This is a genomic window from Vibrio sp. VP6 (genome assembly GCF_028823755.1).
GTDB classification, from domain to species: domain Bacteria; phylum Pseudomonadota; class Gammaproteobacteria; order Enterobacterales; family Vibrionaceae; genus Vibrio; species Vibrio parahaemolyticus.
The window spans coordinates 1-18,170 of sequence record NZ_JAPEID010000056.1; the positions used below are offsets into that span (position 1 = coordinate 1).

Here is an 18,170-nt window from a genome sequence, read left to right on the forward strand (position 1 = left end):
ACGTCTCGGAAAACCAAGTAGTTCTCTCAAAGTTACTTTTATTAACGGCGCTCAACCTGATTTCTTTAGGGAATTTTTTGGATTTTTTTGAAAAAAGTTCGTTTGGAAAGGGAATCGTGATGAAGCAGATAAAAAAGCAAAAAAACTTCAATTTTTCGCTAAAGCTTCTTTTCGAGCTGTCGATACAACCTGATTTTGCGTTGAAATTAAGAATCCAAATCACCTAACCAAGCAAGGTAAGAGCGAGGTTTGGCGCCTGTTTAGCTTGGGCTAAAATAGTGGTACTGACTTGTTGCAAGATCTGCTGCTTCACCATTTGCGTGGTTTCTTTGGCGTAATCAGTATCTTGAATACGACTGTTCGATGCCGCTAAATTTTCGTGGATGTTATCTAGATTATTGATCGCATGATTGAAGCGATTTTGATATGCACCTAACTCGGCACGTTGGCTATCGACAAATTTCATCGCCGTGTCTAGTACAGCGACAGCTTGCTGCGCCCCACCAACGGTTGTGATGTTCAGGTTATTGACCGCATCATAACCTTTCAACGACATCCCAAGCTCACTCGCAAGATCTCCTGAGAATGAAATCGTTCCGGCGGTTTCTTCTCCTGCCATAAAGATCTGTAACTGACCTTTTTCATTAACAGAAGCCGTCACTTTGTCGGTTTGACCATTAATGTAGGTCGCGAGTTCTTCAATATCATCACCGGCTTTGGCATTGATTTGGATTTTTTCCGTCTCGCCAGAACGGTTGGTGAAAGACATCGTCAGATCATTGGCGTTCTCTTTTACCTGCCAATCAGAATCAGCACGCCCTTGAGCGACATAACTAAAGCCCCCCATGTCCAGCCCGTCAGTGCGCATCGATTTCAACTCAATCTGTACGGCTTCACCAGAAGCAGCACCGATTTGAAAAGACGATTTGCCGAATGCGCCATTCAACAGTTTGCGTCCACCAAAAGATGTGGTTTCCGCAATGCGGTTCAACTCATCGTTTAACGCAGTGACTTCTTCTTGCAACGCGGTACGCTCGGCTTGGCTGTTTGAGCCATTAGCCGACTGAAGCGACAAATCACGCATACGTTGCATGATGTTCGTCACCTCATTCATCGCGCCTTCTGCGGTTTGCATGATAGAGATGCCATCATTAGCGTTACGAACCGCCACATCCAAACCACGCATTTGTGATTGCAGACGATTGGAGATTTGCAGGCCTGCCGCGTCATCTTTTGCGCTGTTAATACGCTTCCCTGAAGACAAACGCTCCATGGATTGATTCAGCATATCCGTTGCACTGGTCAAATGACGTTGTGCGACAAGTGCTGCAACATTGGTATTAACGGTGATAGCCAAGAGACACAGACTCCAAATAAATTAAGGCTTTGGATACTTATCGACCAAGAAACAGAAAGGTTTAGCGTTTTTTGAATAGAGATTGGAATGAGAGAATAGAAAACAAAAAACCCTCCGAATGGAGGGCTTTGGAAACTTTTAACTATTAATTACTTAATGGCCAGTTCTGCTAGCATTTCTTGTGAAGGAGCGAAGAAGTAAGCGCCTGTTACTGCTTTAGTGAAGCGAAGCAGTTGGTCTGTTTTACCGTCGGTTACACCGTACATGCTCTCTAGCATCACTTTGATATTGTGAAGGGTATTGCAGTAAGAGATGAACAACAGACCGTGCGCGCCAGTCACTGTGCCGTATGGCAAGCTATGACGAACAATCTTCAAACCTTTGCCTTCTTCTTTAATATCAACTCGACCAACGTGAGATGCTGCCGGTACGTCTTCTAGCTCGACTGAATCGGGTTTGGTGCGACCAATAACTTTCTCTTGAGCTTTGATATTTAGGCGATTCCAAGCTGGCAAGTTGTGCTCAAAACGTTGAACCATAACATAGCTGCCACCAGCATATGGGCCATCTTTTACCAATGCTACGTCAGCGCGAGCGTCCCCTTTCGGGTTTTCTGTGCCGTCGATAAAGTCCGTCATGTCACGTGCATCTAGGTAGCGGTAGCCGTACGTTTCATCCACGACCGTCACATCTTCTGCGATATCGGTTAGGAATTTGCGCAGTACGTAAAAGTGCAAATCGTGGCGAGTAGAATGGCAGTGAATAAGCACATCAACATCTGTTGTTGGCGCAATAATGTCGCCTTCACCAAGTTGCGGGAAATCAATCAGCTCTTCTGGTGCGTCAATATTTAGGTGCTGCCAGAATGATTTGGTGAATGCGATGGAAATCGTCAGATTAGCGCCCGGTTGACTGTTGTTTAAGTCTTTAACCAGCTCAGGAAGCGCTTTCAGTTTCGCCAATACGTTTTCACGGTTTTGGTTCACTTTTAGTTGAGTGTACAGTGCAAATGGCCCTGCTTCTGGCACGATCGCCGTTTGAGCTTGTGACATTGAGGTATCCTCTATACTTTGCCCCATTGCGGGAAATTATTGTTTTTAATTTTTTGAAGGCTGTTTCGCATCGTGCTCAAGCTGTGGCACGTTAAAACAGTCTTTTACCCATCTTCCGTTGAGAAGATAGATCATAAACCAAGTTAATAAGGTGATGGTTAGGGCATTTGCCCAATTGAATACACCATGTTCTAGGTACACATGATACATGGTCTGAGCGAGTTGAATACCGCACAAGATCAAAGTCATCTCACGGCCATATCGCGTTATTTGATTTACCCAACCACGATCTGGGTGACGCAATCCCATCAGCCACATCAATAACAGGCTTGGAATACCAATCGACAAACCTAAATACAACGTGCTGGAATCAGGATAGACAATGGACAAAAGCTTGCTGCCGCTTTCTCGGCTAACACCCGCCATTGCAAAAACCACCCAAGAGCGAGCCAGAAACATCCATCCTAGCCAAACAAGAATAGGCGCTTTCAAAAATCCATGAGCGTCATATTGGTCAAATGAGTAGCGCACAATATCGTCTTCTTAGTTTCATAAAAACGCCACTTTAACCGATCGATTCAGAGTTGCAAGCAAGCAAAGATGAGAACTAAAGTTCATTTCATCATCTTACGCAGGTAAACTAAACGCAGATTTACAGTGACGTCGATGAGAAACATGAAAAAAAGAACCCCTGCAACCCCAGTTCCTTCTCTAGAAACTCAAACCGAAGCCATGAAGATCGCAAAAGCGACACAGAAACCGGGTCAAACGAAAGAACAAACCAAACTGATTGCTCAAGGTATCGAAAAAGGCATCGCTCAATACAAAAAACAGCAAAAAGAGCGAAATCGTCAAGCAGACAAAGCAAAGAAAAAACAACAGCGTGAAAAACTGCGCCAGCATGAAGAAGATGTTATCGAGTCAGATAACATCACGGATAATACGCCAACCCACACCCCAAGTAAGCTGCCTTGGGCGCTACTTGCGTTAAGTTGGATTGGCTTTGCGGCTTACATTATGTTGAGTAAATAACGGATGAAACAGGTATTACTTGGATTTTTTGTCGTACTTCTCTCTGGTTGTACGATGCCTTCTCATGTGACTCATGCTCAAAGCCAAGATGTTCATATTCGCATTGACGGTCAGTTCAACCCTGATCGATGCGAATACAAAGGTGAAGTCACTGGAAGTGAGGGCCATTGGTATAACTACATTTTCATGACCAATGACGCGATGATGCAAGGGGCGATGAATGATTTAAAAAACAATGCTGCGGCCATTGGCGCGGACACAGTGTTTATGGTTTCGCCGCAAGATTTCATCACCTCATTTAGCGTGCTGGGTTCTGCTTACCTCTGCAATGAGTGACGCCTAGATATGAAAAAAGCCAGCGATTGCTGGCTTATGCACGAAATCCAAGACTGCTAGCGATATCTCTCTCCCGATCTAAAACCCATTGGCTATCAAAAGGTCCCCAATCCGAAAGTTGGTAATAGCCGTCATTATGACGTCGGCCATCTTGAACGAATATGAGTTCAATGCCGATCCCCGGTAATGCCTTTAGTACATCTTGAATTGTACGACGAGGCCACCCCGTTTTTTCGATCAACTTTGGCACATTCGGCCTTTCTAGGTTTTCCACCAACAAGGCCAAATATAGCCGCCTTGCAAAAACAGGACTCAATTCCATTGACACCTCCTAAAATTGTGCTGAATCATTATTTCGTTTTTGCCAAGTAAGATGTTGCGTTTGATCAATAACTCGACTTTTCCACTTGATTTAGGTGTTTTTTTATCCGCTTTATACCAAATTAAGTTCTGTTTTGACATGTGAGACCAGTTATCCACTTCTATATGAAAATTATTCTCCACAGCGTTTTGTCAGTTTGATTGCTTCTTGATAGGATGCTGAATCAGCCAAGAAATACCTCCCCAAAGCGCGTTGCGCTCTAGAGAGTAAAAACAGAATAAAAAAGGGAAACATTATGACAATTACCATGTTCGGCATTCCAAACTGCGACACCATCAAAAAAGCTAAGAAATGGTTGGAAGCTGAAAACATTGCGTTTGATTTTCACGACTACCGCAAACAAGGTATTGATGCTCAAATGGTGACTGAATTTTGTCAGGCGCTAGGCTGGGAACAAGTTCTCAACAAACGTGGCACCACGTTCCGCCAACTGACTCAAGAACAAAAAGACACGCTTAACGAAGAAAATGCTATTGCGCTGTTGGTTGACAACCCAGCGATGATTAAGCGCCCAATTCTGAACGTAGACGGCCAACTCCATATCGGTTTCAAAGCAGACCAATACGCTACGATTTTTAATTCATAAATGTAAGGAAGACTCAAGGATGACAGACAGTCCAGTACTGGCACTTGCAAAAGACCTGATCAGCCGCCAGTCCGTAACACCTGAAGATGCAGGTTGTCAGGACCTAATGATCGAACGTTTAAAAGCGCTCGGTTTTGAAATTGAAGTTATGGTGTTTGAAGACACCACCAACTTTTGGGCGCGTCGCGGTAACGAAGCGCCATTGTTTGCTTTCGCAGGTCACACAGATGTCGTACCCGCAGGCAAGCTAGAACAATGGGATACACCACCGTTCGAGCCAACCATCATCGATGGCCACCTTCATGGTCGTGGTGCGGCCGATATGAAAGGCTCTTTGGCGGCGATGGTAGTGGCCGTTGAACGCTTTATTGCCGAGCACCCAGATCACAAAGGCTCGATTGGCTTTTTGATCACTTCTGATGAAGAAGGTCCTTTCATCAACGGTACCGTTCGCGTCGTAGAAGCGCTGATGGAGCGTGGTGAGAACATCGACATGTGCATCGTTGGCGAGCCTTCTAGCACAGAAATTGTGGGCGATGTTGTGAAAAATGGTCGCCGTGGTTCGATTACCGGTGACCTAACCGTAAAAGGCACACAAGGCCATGTGGCCTACCCTCACCTAGCCAATAACCCTGTTCACGCATCGCTACTTGCCATCCACGAACTGGCAACAACAGAGTGGGATAAAGGCAATGATTACTTCCCACCAACAAGCTTCCAGATTCCCAATGTTTCTGCGGGTACAGGGGCTTCCAACGTGATTCCTGGCGAATTCAACGTTCAATTCAACCTACGTTTTAGCACCGAACTGAACAATGACACTATCGTCCAGCGCGTAACAGAAACACTGGATAAGCATGATCTCAACTACGATCTACATTGGACATTCAACGGCGACCCGTTCTTAACGGACACGGGTGCCCTACTTGATGCTGTGGTCGCTGCCGTAGCGGAAGTGAACAACACTAAACCAGCTCTGCTCACAACGGGGGGTACATCAGACGGACGTTTTATTGCTCGCATGGGCGGTCAAGTTGTTGAGCTTGGACCTGTCAATGCCACGATTCACAAAGTGAACGAGTGCGTAAAAGTGGACGATCTTGAGAAGTTGACTGACATGTACGAAAACACCTTAAAACACCTACTCGCGAAGTAGTCGCACGTAGTTAACCCATTGATGAGCATACCATGACTCCTGCGCAACTCACCGGAACAACCGATTCTCACCTTCAATCAACCATGGTTGGTCAGAAGGCTTTTTTAATGCATCCCGATGTCGCGAACGATCTGCTCAATATGATCGAAGCAGCGAAAAAAGCGGGATTTAAAATGGAAATTGCCAGTGGCTTTCGAGACTTTTCTCGCCAGCGAGCAATTTGGAATGGGAAGTTCGAAGGTGAGTTGCCGATTTTAGATTCGAACTCGCAGCCTTTAAATAAGGCTGCGTTAAGTAACGAAGAAAAACTAAAGGCCATTCTTCGCTGGTCGGCATTACCAGGAGGAAGTCGTCATCATTGGGGGTGTGATTTCGATGTGTATGCTCGCAACTTACTTCCAGCAGACACCAAGTTGCAATTGGAACCTTGGGAATATCTAGAAGGTCATCAGCTGGCGTTTTATTGTTGGTTAAAAGATCACATTGATGAGTTCGGCTTTTTCTTCCCTTATCGGCAAGATTTAGGTGGCGTCGCCATTGAACCTTGGCACATTAGCCACAAAGCCATCGGTCAACAATGTGCTGCTCAACTGAACGCCGAAATGCTAAAAGATGAGCTGGTTCGACAAAATCAACAACACAACATTGCAGGGTTAGAATCGATACTGAATAATTTAGATAGCATCTTATCTACCTATATTCGCAATATCACCCCACCGCCGGAGGCGTTATGATCGAATTTCTTACCAACCCTTGGGTGATCATCATTGTGGTCTTGAGTGTGATCATCGGGAACATTGCCGCTCTGAAGTACACCGCCAAAATGAAGTTCAACCAGATGGATAAAGGTCGCAAGAACGATTTGGATCGTCTAAACGAGCTAGATAAAGAACGTTATGGCAACAGTGAAAGTAACAAGCACGAACAAAAATAAGCGGCTTTTTAGTCGCTCTTGCTAATTGAGTTAAGCATCTGAATGCTGTGATTTCAACTATGCTCCGAGCAACGAAAAACGATCAAAAAAGGGGACCGAATGGTCCCTTTTTACTTCAACTATCTAACTTACTCTTTCACCACAGCACCAAGAACTGGCACCAGCGATTTCAAGAACTCTTCTTCAACAGGTTTGCCTGATGAATCGGTAATGTTGATAGAAGTGCGGTTGCCCAAGTCCCCTAGCAAGAAGGTGTATTTACCTGCTTTTAGGTCGACTGGTTTCACGCCAATTTCATTCCAGAATTCATCATCTGGAGATGCATACTTCGCTGTTACCGTACCTTGTGACTGGCTGCGCTCTTCAATCGTGAAGCCCATCTTAGGCAGAATGTTCGGTAAACGCTGCCACAATACATTGTATTGCGCACGAGCGATGATAACTGGCAGACCACTGCGGTCTTTGCCCATCGTGACAGGAATCTGTTTTACCAACTCTTGAGCTTTACGCTGCGCTTCTTCACGAACTTCTTGATCGTAACGAGCCGTTACTAAGTTAGTCATGAACACGTTGTAACGCTCGCGGTTAGTCGCAGTCACTTCCTTAACTTGATCGCCTTCACGCCAGTCAATTAAGCTCACTTTGAAACCGTGTCGGCCATTTGCTTCTGCACGAGAGATCTCGTATCGGCTACCAATTTCTAGCTCTTCGTCAGGAGAGTTCCACGTTACCCAACCTGTCTCGATTCGAGAATCGGTTTGGCTTTCGACTGGAATTTTTCTTGCTTCAACCATGCCTTGCACAGTTTGCCAAACTTTATCTAGCTCATCTTTGCGCAATAGCCAAAGTGTCACTTCACCGTTACTACTGCGATCTAGGCGCGCACCAGGAATCAACTCAAGTACTTGCTGAGGTGGACGGATATCAACCGACTTCCCTAAGCCACCCGCATAATTGCCCTGAGGGATGTCATAGTTTGGGTAGAACTGAGGTTGAGCTCCTTGCGGAACGTTCCATGCCTCTAGAGCTGGTGTGTTCAAATACTCGAAATCGTCTTTTGCTTGACGACGTTGGTTGGCACCACCTGAACAGGCAGTCAATACGAATACAGCTAATGAACTTAACACTAACTGGCTTGAAAGCTTCATCTATACTCCTAAAACACTGAGGGCTTAATCGCCCCCAGTATGAACTTCAATCCTAGTAAATACCTGCGTCTGTCAACGCCTGTTCCACGATCGGCTGCGATTTTTCAGAAAGTGCGGTTAAAGGAAGACGCAAGCCACCTTCTTCAATCAAACCCAGCTTATGCGCTGCCCATTTTACTGGGATCGGGCTTGATTCAACGAATAGGTTTTTATGCAGAGTCATCAAACGTTGGTTAATGATTTCTGCCTCTTCGAATTTACCTTCACTTGCCAAATGGAACATGTCTGCCATGTCTTTCGCTGCAATATTGTTCGTTACCGAGATAACACCATTGCCGCCCAGTTTCACGAATTCCAAGCCCGTCGCATCATCACCACTTAGTAAGATAAAATCTTCGCCACAAAGTTCACGGTGAAGTGCAATTCGGCTCAAATCGCCCGTCGCATCTTTTAGAGCAACGATATTATCAAGCTTTGACAAGCGTGCCACTGTCTCAGGTTGCAGATCTACGGCAGTACGACCCGGTACATTGTACAAAATTAGAGGTACGTCACTCGCTTCTGCGATCGCTTTGTAATGCTGGAACAAACCTTCTTGTGTTGGTTTGTTGTAATAAGGCGTCACACTCAAGAAACCTGCGATACCAGAATCCGCGAGTAATTTGCTAAATGTCACGGCTTCGTGGGTTGCATTTGCACCCGTGCCGGCAATCACGGGGATGCGACCGTTGGCAAACTCAACAGTTTTATTAACGACCTTTACATGCTCTTCAATGGTCAGTGTCGCTGACTCACCTGTCGTGCCTACTGCCACAATACCGTCTGTACCCGCTTCGATGTGGTACTCTACTAGCTTTTGTAGACCGTCGAAATCTACTTCACCATCTGCTTTGAATGGTGTAATCAGCGCTACGATACTTCCTGAAAACATGTTTATCTCCCTCATTTAACTCTTTCTGCATGGTACTGTAATGCGATTGAAAAACACAAGAGCGTAAACTCGCTTACAAAGTACAAATGAATGAATAATTATCAGTTGTTAGAGGTCTAGCAACTTAATTGCGCAATTTGGTCTTATTCCCAGCAATTTTGATAATCGTCTTGGTTATCTGGTTCTGTGCCTTAGCAGCCTGAAAAGGCTTGTTCTAGCGAGAATGACTTGGATATGTGCCCTTTAATTATCTAGGCGACAGGCCACGGGTAACTTCACCAAAGAATTTTTGCGGCCTATTGTTACGCTCAGAAATATACGCTTTAGCGACATTTATCAAGTCAGGTTTTAGTGAATAAAAAGGCTAGTTTAGCGCCAAATAAACCACTGATAGCGGCTCGCCAAGTTTTCACTGCTCATATTGTGCTTATTTTCAGCATTTTCCCTGCTCGATGGCCTTCTGTGTCCCAGTCTACCCCATACTCACTGCTTAGCACTTCACCTTTTTTAATCTCAATTATCCTGCGAACTAAAAAAAGAACTCACTCGATATTTCTCTTCGATATCTGTGCTAACATCTCTCTATTGAAGAAAGGACAAGAAGCTTATTTATGAAGCAACATCTGGTACTTACAGCAGTTGGAACGGATCGTCCGGGCATTTGTAACCAAGTGGTTAAGCTCGTGACTCAAGCTGGTTGTAACATCGTTGATAGCCGCATCGCTATCTTTGGCAATGAATTTACTCTGATCATGCTACTGACTGGAAATGCCAGTCACATCACTCGTGTTGAAACACAGCTGCCACTATTAGGGCAAGAGCATGACCTAATCACCATCATGAAGCGAACGTCTGCGCACGAGCTGCTCGACAACAGTTACACGATGGAAGTCTTCATCGAATCTGAAGATCGTCCAGGACTGACAGAGAAATTTACTCAGTTCTTCGCAGACCAACAAATTGGCTTAGATTCGCTCAGCGCACAAACCATTAGCAAATCCAAACTGCAACTTGATGCTGACCAATTTCATATTGCGATCACCGCATCGGTCAGTGCCGATTGCAACCTGATGCAATTACAAGAAGATTTTGATGAACTTTGTAAGTCGCTCAACGTACAAGGTTCTCTGAATTTCATTAAAAACACACTATAAAGTAAAGGAAATTATAATGAATACGCTGACAGCAGGCTCGCCAGCGCCAGCCTTCTCTTTGCTCGACCAAGACGGCAATACTGTTACTCTTGATGACTTTAAAGGCAAGAAAGTCCTTTTCTATTTCTACCCAAAAGCCATGACTCCAGGCTGTACCACGCAAGCAAAGGGCCTGCGTGATGTAAAAGCAGAACTAGATGCGCACAACGTGGTTGTTCTGGGTGTCAGTATCGACCCAGTTAAGCGCCTAGGAAAGTTCATTGAACGTGATGAGCTAAACTTCACGCTACTGTCTGACGAAGATCACGCTGTTGCTGAACAATTCGGTGTGTGGGGCGAAAAGAAATTTATGGGCAAAGTTTACGATGGCCTTCACCGCATCAGCTTCTTAATTAATGAAGAAGGCGTGATTGAGCACGTATTCAACAAGTTCAAAACGAAAGATCACCACGAAGTGGTTCTGAACTACCTAAACGAAAACGCCTAATGCGAGCTCGTTTAGAGTCATACGTTAAAAGTTAACGTTCTAAGAATCGAAAAAGCCCAGCATTGATTGCTGGGCTTTTTATTCAATCGAATAATTACTGAGCTTTGCTCAATGTCTAACGCGTTACTCTTGGACGGGTTCGCTTTCTTCGGTGCTTGGTAGCGCATTCCAAACGGCTTTCACTAACGTCGCTAATGGGATCGCAAAGAAAACACCCCAGAATCCCCATAAACCGCCAAACACCAGTACCGCAACAATGATCGCAACTGGGTGAAGGTTAACCGCTTCTGAAAATAGAACTGGCACAAGCACATTACCATCTAGCGCTTGGATGATGCCGTAAGCCAGCAACAACCAGTAGAATTGTGGCGTCATGCCCCATTGGAACAAACCAACAATCGCAACCGGTACGGTTACCGCTGCTGCACCAATATATGGAATCAATACAGACAAACCTACAGCAACGGCCAAGAGCGCGGAGTAACGTAGGTCTAGAATCGCGAATGTTACGTAGCTCACGCCACCAACAATCAAGATTTCCAGTACTTTCCCGCGAATGTAGTTCGAGATTTGCTCGTTCATCTCGTGCCAAACTTTGTTCGCCAGCTTACGGTTTTTCGGCAAAATGCCGCTCGCCATTCTAAGCATCTCTTCTTTGTCTTTAAGTAGGAAGAAAATCAGCAGCGGCACCAAAATCAAGTACACCGCCAATGTGGCAATACTAACTAACGATGCAAGTGAGCCTTTTACCACGCTTTCACCCAAACCTAGTGCTTGGTTTTTCGCGTTGGTCACGACGGTTTCTACAATTTGTAGGTTAGCCAATTCCGGATGGCGCTCAGGTAACGTCATGATGAACTTTTGCAGCCCGTTATACATGTTCGGAATATCGTTGATTAAGTTACCAACCTGAGTCCAGATCGTCGGAACCAAGCCAAATAAGGCGATCAACATGATGCTGATAAAAATCAAGAGAACAATAATCACTGATAAGGTGCGAGGCACACCCATACGAGACAATTTAACCACTGGCCATTCTAGGAGATATGCCAATACGATCGCCACCAGCAATGGCGCAATCAAATGCCCAAAGAAGTAAATGGTGATAAAACCAAACAGCAAAATGGCGACAAGGCTTACTGCGTGGGGATCTGAGAAGCGGCGTTGATACCAACGACTTACCATTTCGAACATCTTATGCGGATTCCTTATTGAAAACAGTCAATGTGTAGTGCTCTGGTGTAGATTGGCAATCAACCACGTACCCTTGGGTACGAAGGTAATTCACAATGTCTCGTTTAGAGCTGTTATCCACCACTTGAATGACAAGGTGATGATACTGCGATTCTTCATCCTGAAAGACCTCAGCAGCGTGACGCTTGGCAAGTAACAGCGCCATTGGGCAGCGTTGCTCGCGCAAATCAAGTAACATGGATTCCATTGTATTGCTCTGCACTTATGATAGGGTTGTATTGTAACGGCTTTTTGAGCTGGTGCTAGCACTTCTGACATGATTTAACCGCATGCTGAAATGACTCGGATATAAAACAATTTACGAAACCAATTCATTTATTTTTGGTCTTAGTGCTAGCCTATTCATCCTAGGGGATGACCATAAAGTATAGTGGTGATGTTGTGAGGTACTCGACCTCCAACCACGTACTTAGGTATTTTGGAGAATCTTTAAACCGTATGTTAAAACGCACTCGCTCGCTCGTTTGTTTGTGCCTTGCTGCTGCAATCAGTTCACCAACGACTTACGCCAATAGCATCGACTTGCCTGATATTGGTACAGCAGCTGGCGGCACGCTTTCTATAGACCAAGAGTTGATTTATGGCGACGCGTACATGCGCATGCTCAGAGCCAGTAAGCCTATCGTCAACGATCCGGTCATCAACGAATATATCGATTCCCTCGGACACCGCCTCGTTGCCAATGCGAACGATGTAAAAACGCCGTTCCACTTCTTCATGATTCGTGATCGTAATATCAACGCCTTTGCCTTTTTTGGCGGTTACGTTGCGTTGCACTCAGGGCTATTTCTTCATGCTCGTAGCGAAAGTGAACTTGCATCCGTTGTCGCGCACGAAATTGCACACGTAACACAGCGCCACCTAGCGCGCAGTATGGAAGACCAAGCAAGGCGCTCTCCAGCTACTTTAGCCGCGCTTGCTGGTGCATTATTGCTTTCGATTGCTTCGCCAGAAGCAGGCATGGCAGCGATTACCGCTGCAACAGCAGGCAACATGCAAAGCCAAATCAACTACACTCGCTCAAACGAGAAAGAAGCCGACCGCTTCGGCATCGCAACCTTGGCGAAAGCAGGATTTGATGTGCAAGCAATGCCGCGTTTCTTTGGCCGTTTAGCCGATGAATACCGCTACGCGAGCAAACCGCCACCAATGCTACTGACTCACCCTTTACCAGAAGACCGTGTAGCAGATAGCCGTCAACGTGCACAAGCCTATCCCCCAATGCGCATTGCACCTTCTATCGATTACCATTTGGCGCGCGCACGCATTGTGGCGCGATATGCCGGTATCGACGGACAAGCCGCACTAGGTTGGTTTGAGCGTACTCAAAAGAAAGCTTCAGCGGACATCATGCCGTCATTTGATTACGGCCGAGCGCTGGTTCATCTGGACAACAAACGCTTATCACAAGCAGAACCGATTTTGAAAAAACTGTTAGCGCAAGATCCGGGAAACCCATTCTATTTAGATGCAATGACCGATCTATACATCGAGAAAAAACAGCCACAAAAAGCTGTTGAGTTGCTAAATAGCGCGCTAAAGCGTAATCCTCAAAACAAAGTATTAACCATTAACTACGCCAACGCGTTGCTTGAAGCAAACCAAAATGATCAAGCGGTGCGTACGCTTCAGCGTTATACACACGATAACCCAGAAGATAGCAATGGCTGGCAGCTATTATCGAAAGGCTATCATGCCCTTGGACGTAGTGATGAAGAGCTTGCAGCTCGCGCGGAAATTCTGGCACTAAGAGCAAACTGGAATAAAGCGATTCAATATTACAGTGAAGCAAGTAAAATGGCCGAATTGGGTAGCTTAGAACAAGCGCGATACGATGCTCGTATCGACCAACTCATGATCCAACGAGATCGATTCATGGCATTACAATAACGAAATGGAGAAAACCATGTCAGTCGTGATTTATCACAACCCACGTTGCTCAAAGAGCCGTCAAACTCTTGAGTTACTTGAGCAAAATGGTGTTACACCGGAAGTCGTAAAATACCTAGACACGCCACTAAATGTGGATGAACTAAAAGCACTATACGCTCAACTCGGTTTCTCATCAGTACGTGAAATGATGCGTACAAAAGAAGACGTTTACAAAGAACTTGGTTTAGGCGAAGCATCAGTAAGTGATGAGCAGCTGTTCGAAGCAATGGCGCAAAATCCAAAATTGTTCGAACGTCCAGTTGTTGTAGCAAACGGCAAAGCAAAAATTGGCCGCCCACCAGAGCAAGTGTTGGATATTCTATAAATGGATTGCCAGATCCTTATTTTGTACTTCAGCCGTCATGGCTCAACAAAACAACTGGCAAGACAGATAGCAAGAGGAGTCGAATCGACTCCTCAATGCCAAGCAATTTTGCGTACAGTTGAAGAATTGTCACCTCACTCACATACCCCTTCCGATCCAATTGTTACTCTAGAGGAACTGAAAAAGTGCGACGGTCTAGCGTTCGGTAGTCCCGTTTGGTTTGGCAATATGGCAGCACCTTTAAAGCACTTTTGGGATCAAACCACCCCTTTGTGGGTTAGCGGTGACTTAATCGATAAGCCAGCTTGTGTATTTACCTCATCATCTTCGATGCATGGTGGTCAGGAGACCACACTTCAAAGCATGATGACGCCACTACTGCATCACGGGATGATGGTACTTGGTATTCCTTACGCTGAACCAGAGCTGCATTCGACCCAATCTGGTGGCACGCCCTACGGTGCCAGCAGTGTAGGACACGAACCAAGTCTCACAGCAGAGGAGACTCGTCTGGCACAACAATTAGGTAAACGACTAGCAACAGCAGCGTTAAAGCTCAAAGCTTGTCACTAATACCAGTATTAATAATCAGTAGAATTGGTATCAATTCAAGGATAGAGAATCGATGTCTGACTCTTTCGAAGAACAACCACCTCTTGGTGCTCAAGCAAAAACGTATCGCTACCTCGCTTTGTTCGGCAACTTAGCTTTATTAGCATGGGTCGCGATTTGGCAACTCGCTTTATCTCCTCACCCTCATCTGAGTAGCACAACACTCGCGATTGCATGGTGTATTCCGTTATTGCTACCGTTACCTGGCATCTTAGCGGGCAAACCTTACACGCATGCATGGGCGAACTTTGTCTTGATGCTGTATTTCTTGCACGCACTCACTATCTTGTACGTGGACGGTGGTGAACGGTGGTTGGCAGCGGTTGAGCTGGTGCTTACCTCTCTTGGTTTTGCTGGCAATATTTTATTTGCTCGTGCTCGAGGAAAAGAGCTAGGCCTTAAACTCAAACGCTTGTCACAAGTAGAAAAAGAAGAAAAAGCGAAGTTCAATAAATAACTTCTCTGATTCAAAAACAAAAAGAGTCGCAATTGCGACTCTTTCTTTATTCTATGCTCAAACGCATATTAACTTTGCGAAGTAGAATTCCACTCATAAATCAGATCGTATTGATCTTGCACTTGAGGAATCACAACAGGCTGTTGTACTTGCACTGCTGGCACAGTTTCCTCAACGGCTTGAACCACCGTTTTTGGTTGCCCTTCTATAGCTTGAGACTCTGAAGGTAGAGTTTCTACCGATTGCTCTTCCGATGGCGTCACTTCTTCAACGTCACCGAGTGGATCTTCAAATTCCATCAATTGTGAGATAGACGAAGCCTCTTGCTCAAATGCTTGTTGTGAAGCAAGCAAATGAATAGTCAGCGTTAACTCACTGCCTTGTACACGCTTGATTTCTGTGCCCGCAACTGAATTCAATTTGGTAAGTGCATTTTCTAAACGGAAGAAATCAGCAGCAGACGTTACATTTAACACTTTCACGTTCACAGCTTTAGAAGACTTGCCTGAGACAACAACGGCGTTTTTACTTGCGTAGTAATCAGCAATACCATCCACCATTGCGGAAATAGCGTCTGCACCTGTTGCCGACCCGCTGCGTGGAGAAGTTTGCGCATCAATAATCTTTGCAGGCGCTTGGTCATACAAAGTCCAACGAATCTGCTCACCTTGCGCACGAATAATTAATACCGCGTCCGCTGGGTAACGCTGGCTGGCTTGGCTAATCGGTTCAATGAAACCGCCCCAAAGATCAGACGTGTTCACGCCCGTGACATCGTCAAAATCCCCAACAGGAATCGTAATTGGAAGGCCACGAGCTTCCGTTGCTTTTTTCAACGCAGCAACGTTGGCAGAATCAGAGTGTTCCCATGCAATTGCGCGGTCGTAATCTTGCTCTTCCACCAGCCAAACCAAAATGTTGGCACGATTCGGTGACCATGAAGGCAACTGAGCTTGAGTCAAAAGCGATTGAATTTGCCCACTGTTAAACAACATTTTAAGACTTGCTTTGCCATCAACTTGGCTTTTCCCAAGCTGAGAAATATAGCGAGAGCTAGAACTCAGCGCCTTTTGGATAACAGGGTTGCTTAGAGAAGATTGAGAACCAGTCGCTCGAACAATCACATCTTTCATACCTTGTTCACGAGCCGCAGACTCACCGTCGTTCTGCTCACTGTCGATAACCACTTCGGCACGATAGATATCTACCTGAGTTAATGCATACACCGGCAAGGACAACCAACCGATCAGTAAGAGAGCTAAATAGCGCATAGTTTTCATAATCCTCTAAACAAGAACCCGCATAATAAGCAACTATCAAATCTTGAGCAAGGCGCGTACTGAGTGAATTGTTTGTAGTTTGACCAAGTTAATGCCGTTTTTTGCATCACTAGGTGATTAATTAACGTTACCCCACCAACATGAACTCATATCGATGCATATTGAAAGACATAAAACCTGATATTCATTGCTCTTGAAGCTTCATTTTAAAGAGCGCTTATTAGCTCACAGCACATCGATATTCTTTGAATGGCTTAATTTGGACTCGTAAAATCGTCCATTTTGCAAGCAACCAACTCTCAAAACATTCGTTTGGATGATAAATTCATTCGAAAGTTTGATCTAAGCAACGTTGCAAACGATTGCAGGATGATAGAATTCGTCGGATTTGTCTGCGTATCTTTGAAATAGGGAATTATTATGAAAAATGCGTTACAAGGCGCTCAAATGCTCTTTGTCGCTTTTGGTGCTCTCGTGCTCGTGCCGCTTCTGACTGGTCTCGATCCAAACGTAGCCCTCTTTGGTGCCGGTGTCGGTACTCTCCTCTTCCAATTAATCACTAAACGTTCTGTCCCAATCTTCCTTGCCTCTTCTTTTGCGTTTATTGCTCCTATTATGTTCGGTATCCAAACTTGGGGTATTGGTGCAACTATGGGCGGCTTGATGGCGGCAGGTTTGGTTTACGTTGCGCTTGGCGCAATGATCAAAGTGCGTGGTGTAGGGTTTATCCATAAGATTTTGCCACCGGTTGTAGTTGGCCCAGTGATCATGGTTATTGGCCTTGGCCTTGCGCCAACGGCAGTCAACATGGCGGTAGGTAAAACGGGCGACGGTGCGGTTCAGTTAGTAAATGGCGATGCTGCGGTCATTATCTCTGCGGTTTCGCTGCTAACGACGATTGCACTTAGCGTGTTCGCAAAAGGGTTCCTAAAACTGGTTCCTATCGTGGGTGGTATTTTGGCGGGCTATTCAGTATCCCTATTCTACGGTGTGGTTGACTTTACACCTGTGGCTCAAGCAGCTTGGCTTGCAATGCCCAACTTCACCATGCCTGAGTTCAACATCAACGCGATTCTATTCATGATCCCAGTTGCAATCGCTCCTGCGGTAGAGCACGTGGGTGACATGTTGGCTATCTCTAATGTAACGGGTAAAAACTACCTGAAGAAACCAGGCCTACACCGCACTATCGCGGGTGACGGAATCGCGACAATTGCAGCATCAATGGTTGGTGCGCCGCCAAACACTACTTACAGTGAAGTAACAGGCGCGGTAATGCTGACCAAAGCTTTCAACCCAGTGATCATGACTTGGGCTGCCATTACCGCTATTGTTCTTGCGCTGGTAGGTAAGCTAGGTGCGATTCTGCAAACCATTCCTGTGCCAGTAATGGGCGGCATCATGATTCTTCTGTTCGGTTCTATCGCAACCGTCGGTTTGAATACGCTGATTAAAAACAACGTTGATCTACACAAGTCTCGTAACCTAGTGATCGTTGCAGTAACACTGGTATTTGGTATCGGTGGTATGGCTTTCGGTATCGGCGAGTTCAGCCTACAAGGTGTAAGCCTATGTGGTATCGTGGCAATCCTTCTTAACCTAGTGCTGCCACACGACCTTGGTGAAAACCACGTGGTTGATAACGCTCAAATGGAAGAAGAAAGCGCGAAGTAATTCGACTGCGCGACTTTTAAGTGGCGCACTTTAACCTTTCTAAATAAATAAACAGCAACAAAAAAGGCTTGGTGAAAACCA

General features: G+C 45.5%; 23 protein-coding genes. 14 read left to right on the forward strand and 9 right to left on the reverse strand.

All coding sequences use genetic code 11. The features are described 5' to 3' along the window. The coding region (locus OU793_RS22345) for a hypothetical protein (protein WP_033903720.1) at positions 1–227 on the forward strand (227 nt) is incomplete at its 5' end. Here the strand turns inward: OU793_RS22345 and OU793_RS22350 are convergent. From OU793_RS22350 to OU793_RS22360, 3 genes are all read right to left on the reverse strand, one after another. Continuing rightward, a complete protein-coding gene (locus OU793_RS22350) occupies positions 224–1,357 on the reverse strand; it encodes a flagellin (RefSeq protein WP_136677959.1) in 1,134 nt (377 codons plus the stop codon). The two genes, OU793_RS22345 and OU793_RS22350, sit on opposite strands and share 4 nt — an antisense overlap. Positions 1,358–1,506: 149 nt before the next feature. Next, positions 1,507–2,409 (reverse strand): Dyp-type peroxidase, encoded by a 903-nt coding sequence (locus OU793_RS22355; RefSeq protein WP_005457759.1) that lies wholly within the window; start codon positions 2,407–2,409, stop codon positions 1,507–1,509. A gap of 45 nt (positions 2,410–2,454) precedes the next feature. Next, positions 2,455–2,940, reverse strand: coding sequence for a DUF2919 domain-containing protein (locus OU793_RS22360; protein ID WP_005484554.1), 486 nt, complete (start codon positions 2,938–2,940; stop codon positions 2,455–2,457). 144 nt (positions 2,941–3,084) lie between these two features. Between OU793_RS22360 and OU793_RS22365 the strand changes: the two genes are divergently transcribed. Both OU793_RS22365 and OU793_RS22370 read left to right on the forward strand, forming a co-directional pair. Beyond that, positions 3,085–3,441 carry a DUF2956 domain-containing protein gene (locus tag OU793_RS22365; protein WP_005494340.1) on the forward strand — a complete coding sequence of 119 codons (357 nt, stop codon included), beginning with the start codon at positions 3,085–3,087 and terminating at the stop codon, positions 3,439–3,441. A 3-nt stretch (positions 3,442–3,444) separates the two neighbouring features. Continuing rightward, the gene (locus tag OU793_RS22370; RefSeq protein WP_031417071.1) at positions 3,445–3,777 is read left to right on the forward strand and encodes a DUF4156 domain-containing protein; all 333 of its coding nucleotides are present in this window, start codon (positions 3,445–3,447) and stop codon (positions 3,775–3,777) included. 34 nt (positions 3,778–3,811) lie between these two features. Here the strand turns inward: OU793_RS22370 and OU793_RS22375 are convergent, their stop codons facing one another. Then, on the reverse strand, positions 3,812–4,099 hold the full coding sequence (locus OU793_RS22375; RefSeq protein WP_005494336.1) for a helix-turn-helix domain-containing protein: 288 nt from the start codon (positions 4,097–4,099) through the stop codon (positions 3,812–3,814). 295 nt (positions 4,100–4,394) lie between these two features. Here OU793_RS22375 and OU793_RS22380 point away from each other — a divergent pair, with 295 nt between their 5' ends. Genes OU793_RS22380 through OU793_RS22395 form a run of 4 tightly spaced genes read left to right on the forward strand, consistent with a single transcriptional unit; the run spans position 4,395 to position 6,835 of the window. Next, positions 4,395–4,745, forward strand: coding sequence for an ArsC family reductase (locus OU793_RS22380; RefSeq protein ID WP_005484501.1), 351 nt, complete (start codon positions 4,395–4,397; stop codon positions 4,743–4,745). Between the two features lie 19 nt (positions 4,746–4,764). Beyond that, complete coding sequence (dapE, locus tag OU793_RS22385) at positions 4,765–5,901, forward strand: succinyl-diaminopimelate desuccinylase (RefSeq protein ID WP_159404043.1); 1,137 nt, start codon at positions 4,765–4,767, stop codon at positions 5,899–5,901. A 32-nt stretch (positions 5,902–5,933) separates the two neighbouring features. Continuing rightward, positions 5,934–6,635 carry a M15 family metallopeptidase gene (locus tag OU793_RS22390; protein ID WP_159404042.1) on the forward strand — a complete coding sequence of 234 codons (702 nt, stop codon included), beginning with the start codon at positions 5,934–5,936 and terminating at the stop codon, positions 6,633–6,635. Then, the gene (locus OU793_RS22395; RefSeq protein WP_025588138.1) at positions 6,632–6,835 is read left to right on the forward strand and encodes a DUF2897 family protein; all 204 of its coding nucleotides are present in this window, start codon (positions 6,632–6,634) and stop codon (positions 6,833–6,835) included. The genes OU793_RS22390 and OU793_RS22395 overlap by 4 nt, the downstream gene beginning before the upstream one ends. A gap of 128 nt (positions 6,836–6,963) precedes the next feature. Here the strand turns inward: OU793_RS22395 and bamC are convergent, their stop codons facing one another. Next, on the reverse strand, positions 6,964–7,983 hold the full coding sequence (gene bamC / locus OU793_RS22400; RefSeq protein WP_005494324.1) for an outer membrane protein assembly factor BamC: 1,020 nt from the start codon (positions 7,981–7,983) through the stop codon (positions 6,964–6,966). A 52-nt stretch (positions 7,984–8,035) separates the two neighbouring features. Then, complete coding sequence (dapA, locus tag OU793_RS22405; protein WP_005457716.1) at positions 8,036–8,914, reverse strand: 4-hydroxy-tetrahydrodipicolinate synthase; 879 nt, start codon at positions 8,912–8,914, stop codon at positions 8,036–8,038. A gap of 611 nt (positions 8,915–9,525) precedes the next feature. Here dapA and OU793_RS22410 point away from each other — a divergent pair. Further along, a complete protein-coding gene (locus OU793_RS22410) occupies positions 9,526–10,068 on the forward strand; it encodes a glycine cleavage system protein R (protein WP_005465166.1) in 543 nt (180 codons plus the stop codon). 16 nt (positions 10,069–10,084) lie between these two features. Then, entirely contained in the window at positions 10,085–10,555 is a 471-nt protein-coding gene (gene bcp, locus OU793_RS22415; RefSeq protein ID WP_005481097.1) for a thioredoxin-dependent thiol peroxidase, read from the forward strand. 123 nt (positions 10,556–10,678) lie between these two features. Here the strand turns inward: bcp and OU793_RS22420 are convergent, their stop codons facing one another. Together OU793_RS22420 and OU793_RS22425 are read right to left on the reverse strand one after the other, a co-directional pair. Beyond that, complete coding sequence (locus OU793_RS22420) at positions 10,679–11,749, reverse strand: AI-2E family transporter (RefSeq protein WP_005457764.1); 1,071 nt, start codon at positions 11,747–11,749, stop codon at positions 10,679–10,681. Between the two features lies 1 nt (position 11,750). After that, the gene (locus OU793_RS22425) at positions 11,751–11,987 is read right to left on the reverse strand and encodes a sulfurtransferase TusA family protein (RefSeq protein ID WP_023624344.1); all 237 of its coding nucleotides are present in this window, start codon (positions 11,985–11,987) and stop codon (positions 11,751–11,753) included. A gap of 260 nt (positions 11,988–12,247) precedes the next feature. On the opposite strand from OU793_RS22425, the gene OU793_RS22430 reads away from it, so the two are divergent. From OU793_RS22430 to OU793_RS22445, 4 genes are read left to right on the forward strand one after another with little or no spacing between them, the layout of a single operon-like run. Continuing rightward, positions 12,248–13,699, forward strand: coding sequence for a M48 family metallopeptidase (locus OU793_RS22430; RefSeq protein ID WP_005457720.1), 1,452 nt, complete (start codon positions 12,248–12,250; stop codon positions 13,697–13,699). A gap of 16 nt (positions 13,700–13,715) precedes the next feature. Next, complete coding sequence (gene arsC, locus OU793_RS22435; RefSeq protein ID WP_005457719.1) at positions 13,716–14,066, forward strand: arsenate reductase (glutaredoxin); 351 nt, start codon at positions 13,716–13,718, stop codon at positions 14,064–14,066. Beyond that, the gene (wrbA, locus tag OU793_RS22440; protein ID WP_005457725.1) at positions 14,067–14,639 is read left to right on the forward strand and encodes an NAD(P)H:quinone oxidoreductase; all 573 of its coding nucleotides are present in this window, start codon (positions 14,067–14,069) and stop codon (positions 14,637–14,639) included. It abuts the gene before it with no gap. Positions 14,640–14,691: 52 nt separating this feature from the next. Beyond that, positions 14,692–15,135, forward strand: a complete 444-nt coding sequence (locus tag OU793_RS22445; RefSeq protein WP_005457718.1) for a DUF2069 domain-containing protein — start codon at positions 14,692–14,694, stop codon at positions 15,133–15,135. A 68-nt stretch (positions 15,136–15,203) separates the two neighbouring features. Here the strand turns inward: OU793_RS22445 and OU793_RS22450 are convergent, their stop codons facing one another. Beyond that, positions 15,204–16,406: a DUF2066 domain-containing protein gene (locus OU793_RS22450; protein WP_140102926.1), complete on the reverse strand. Its 1,203-nt coding sequence runs from the start codon at positions 16,404–16,406 to the stop codon at positions 15,204–15,206. A gap of 429 nt (positions 16,407–16,835) precedes the next feature. Here OU793_RS22450 and OU793_RS22455 point away from each other — a divergent pair, with 429 nt between their 5' ends. Beyond that, entirely contained in the window at positions 16,836–18,089 is a 1,254-nt protein-coding gene (locus tag OU793_RS22455) for a uracil-xanthine permease family protein (protein ID WP_005457676.1), read from the forward strand. Positions 18,090–18,170 lie beyond the last annotated feature (81 nt).

What these genes read in the sequence shown, in the direction of transcription:
- OU793_RS22375 (WP_005494336.1), bottom strand. Translation starts at nt 4,099, where the DNA reads ATGGAATTGAGTCCTGTTTTTGCAAGGCGGCTATATTTGGCCTTGTTG.
- bamC (WP_005494324.1), bottom strand. Translation starts at nt 7,983, where the DNA reads ATGAAGCTTTCAAGCCAGTTAGTGTTAAGTTCATTAGCTGTATTCGTA.
- bcp (WP_005481097.1), top strand. Translation starts at nt 10,085, where the DNA reads ATGAATACGCTGACAGCAGGCTCGCCAGCGCCAGCCTTCTCTTTGCTC.
- OU793_RS22395 (WP_025588138.1), top strand. Translation starts at nt 6,632, where the DNA reads ATGATCGAATTTCTTACCAACCCTTGGGTGATCATCATTGTGGTCTTG.
- wrbA (WP_005457725.1), top strand. Translation starts at nt 14,067, where the DNA reads ATGGATTGCCAGATCCTTATTTTGTACTTCAGCCGTCATGGCTCAACA.
- dapE (WP_159404043.1), top strand. Translation starts at nt 4,765, where the DNA reads ATGACAGACAGTCCAGTACTGGCACTTGCAAAAGACCTGATCAGCCGC.
- arsC (WP_005457719.1), top strand. Translation starts at nt 13,716, where the DNA reads ATGTCAGTCGTGATTTATCACAACCCACGTTGCTCAAAGAGCCGTCAA.
- dapA (WP_005457716.1), bottom strand. Translation starts at nt 8,914, where the DNA reads ATGTTTTCAGGAAGTATCGTAGCGCTGATTACACCATTCAAAGCAGAT.
- OU793_RS22450 (WP_140102926.1), bottom strand. Translation starts at nt 16,406, where the DNA reads ATGCGCTATTTAGCTCTCTTACTGATCGGTTGGTTGTCCTTGCCGGTG.
- OU793_RS22430 (WP_005457720.1), top strand. Translation starts at nt 12,248, where the DNA reads ATGTTAAAACGCACTCGCTCGCTCGTTTGTTTGTGCCTTGCTGCTGCA.
- OU793_RS22380 (WP_005484501.1), top strand. Translation starts at nt 4,395, where the DNA reads ATGACAATTACCATGTTCGGCATTCCAAACTGCGACACCATCAAAAAA.
- OU793_RS22365 (WP_005494340.1), top strand. Translation starts at nt 3,085, where the DNA reads ATGAAAAAAAGAACCCCTGCAACCCCAGTTCCTTCTCTAGAAACTCAA.
- OU793_RS22410 (WP_005465166.1), top strand. Translation starts at nt 9,526, where the DNA reads ATGAAGCAACATCTGGTACTTACAGCAGTTGGAACGGATCGTCCGGGC.
- OU793_RS22355 (WP_005457759.1), bottom strand. Translation starts at nt 2,409, where the DNA reads ATGTCACAAGCTCAAACGGCGATCGTGCCAGAAGCAGGGCCATTTGCA.
- OU793_RS22390 (WP_159404042.1), top strand. Translation starts at nt 5,934, where the DNA reads ATGACTCCTGCGCAACTCACCGGAACAACCGATTCTCACCTTCAATCA.
- OU793_RS22445 (WP_005457718.1), top strand. Translation starts at nt 14,692, where the DNA reads ATGTCTGACTCTTTCGAAGAACAACCACCTCTTGGTGCTCAAGCAAAA.
- OU793_RS22425 (WP_023624344.1), bottom strand. Translation starts at nt 11,987, where the DNA reads ATGTTACTTGATTTGCGCGAGCAACGCTGCCCAATGGCGCTGTTACTT.
- OU793_RS22370 (WP_031417071.1), top strand. Translation starts at nt 3,445, where the DNA reads ATGAAACAGGTATTACTTGGATTTTTTGTCGTACTTCTCTCTGGTTGT.
- OU793_RS22420 (WP_005457764.1), bottom strand. Translation starts at nt 11,749, where the DNA reads ATGTTCGAAATGGTAAGTCGTTGGTATCAACGCCGCTTCTCAGATCCC.
- OU793_RS22455 (WP_005457676.1), top strand. Translation starts at nt 16,836, where the DNA reads ATGAAAAATGCGTTACAAGGCGCTCAAATGCTCTTTGTCGCTTTTGGT.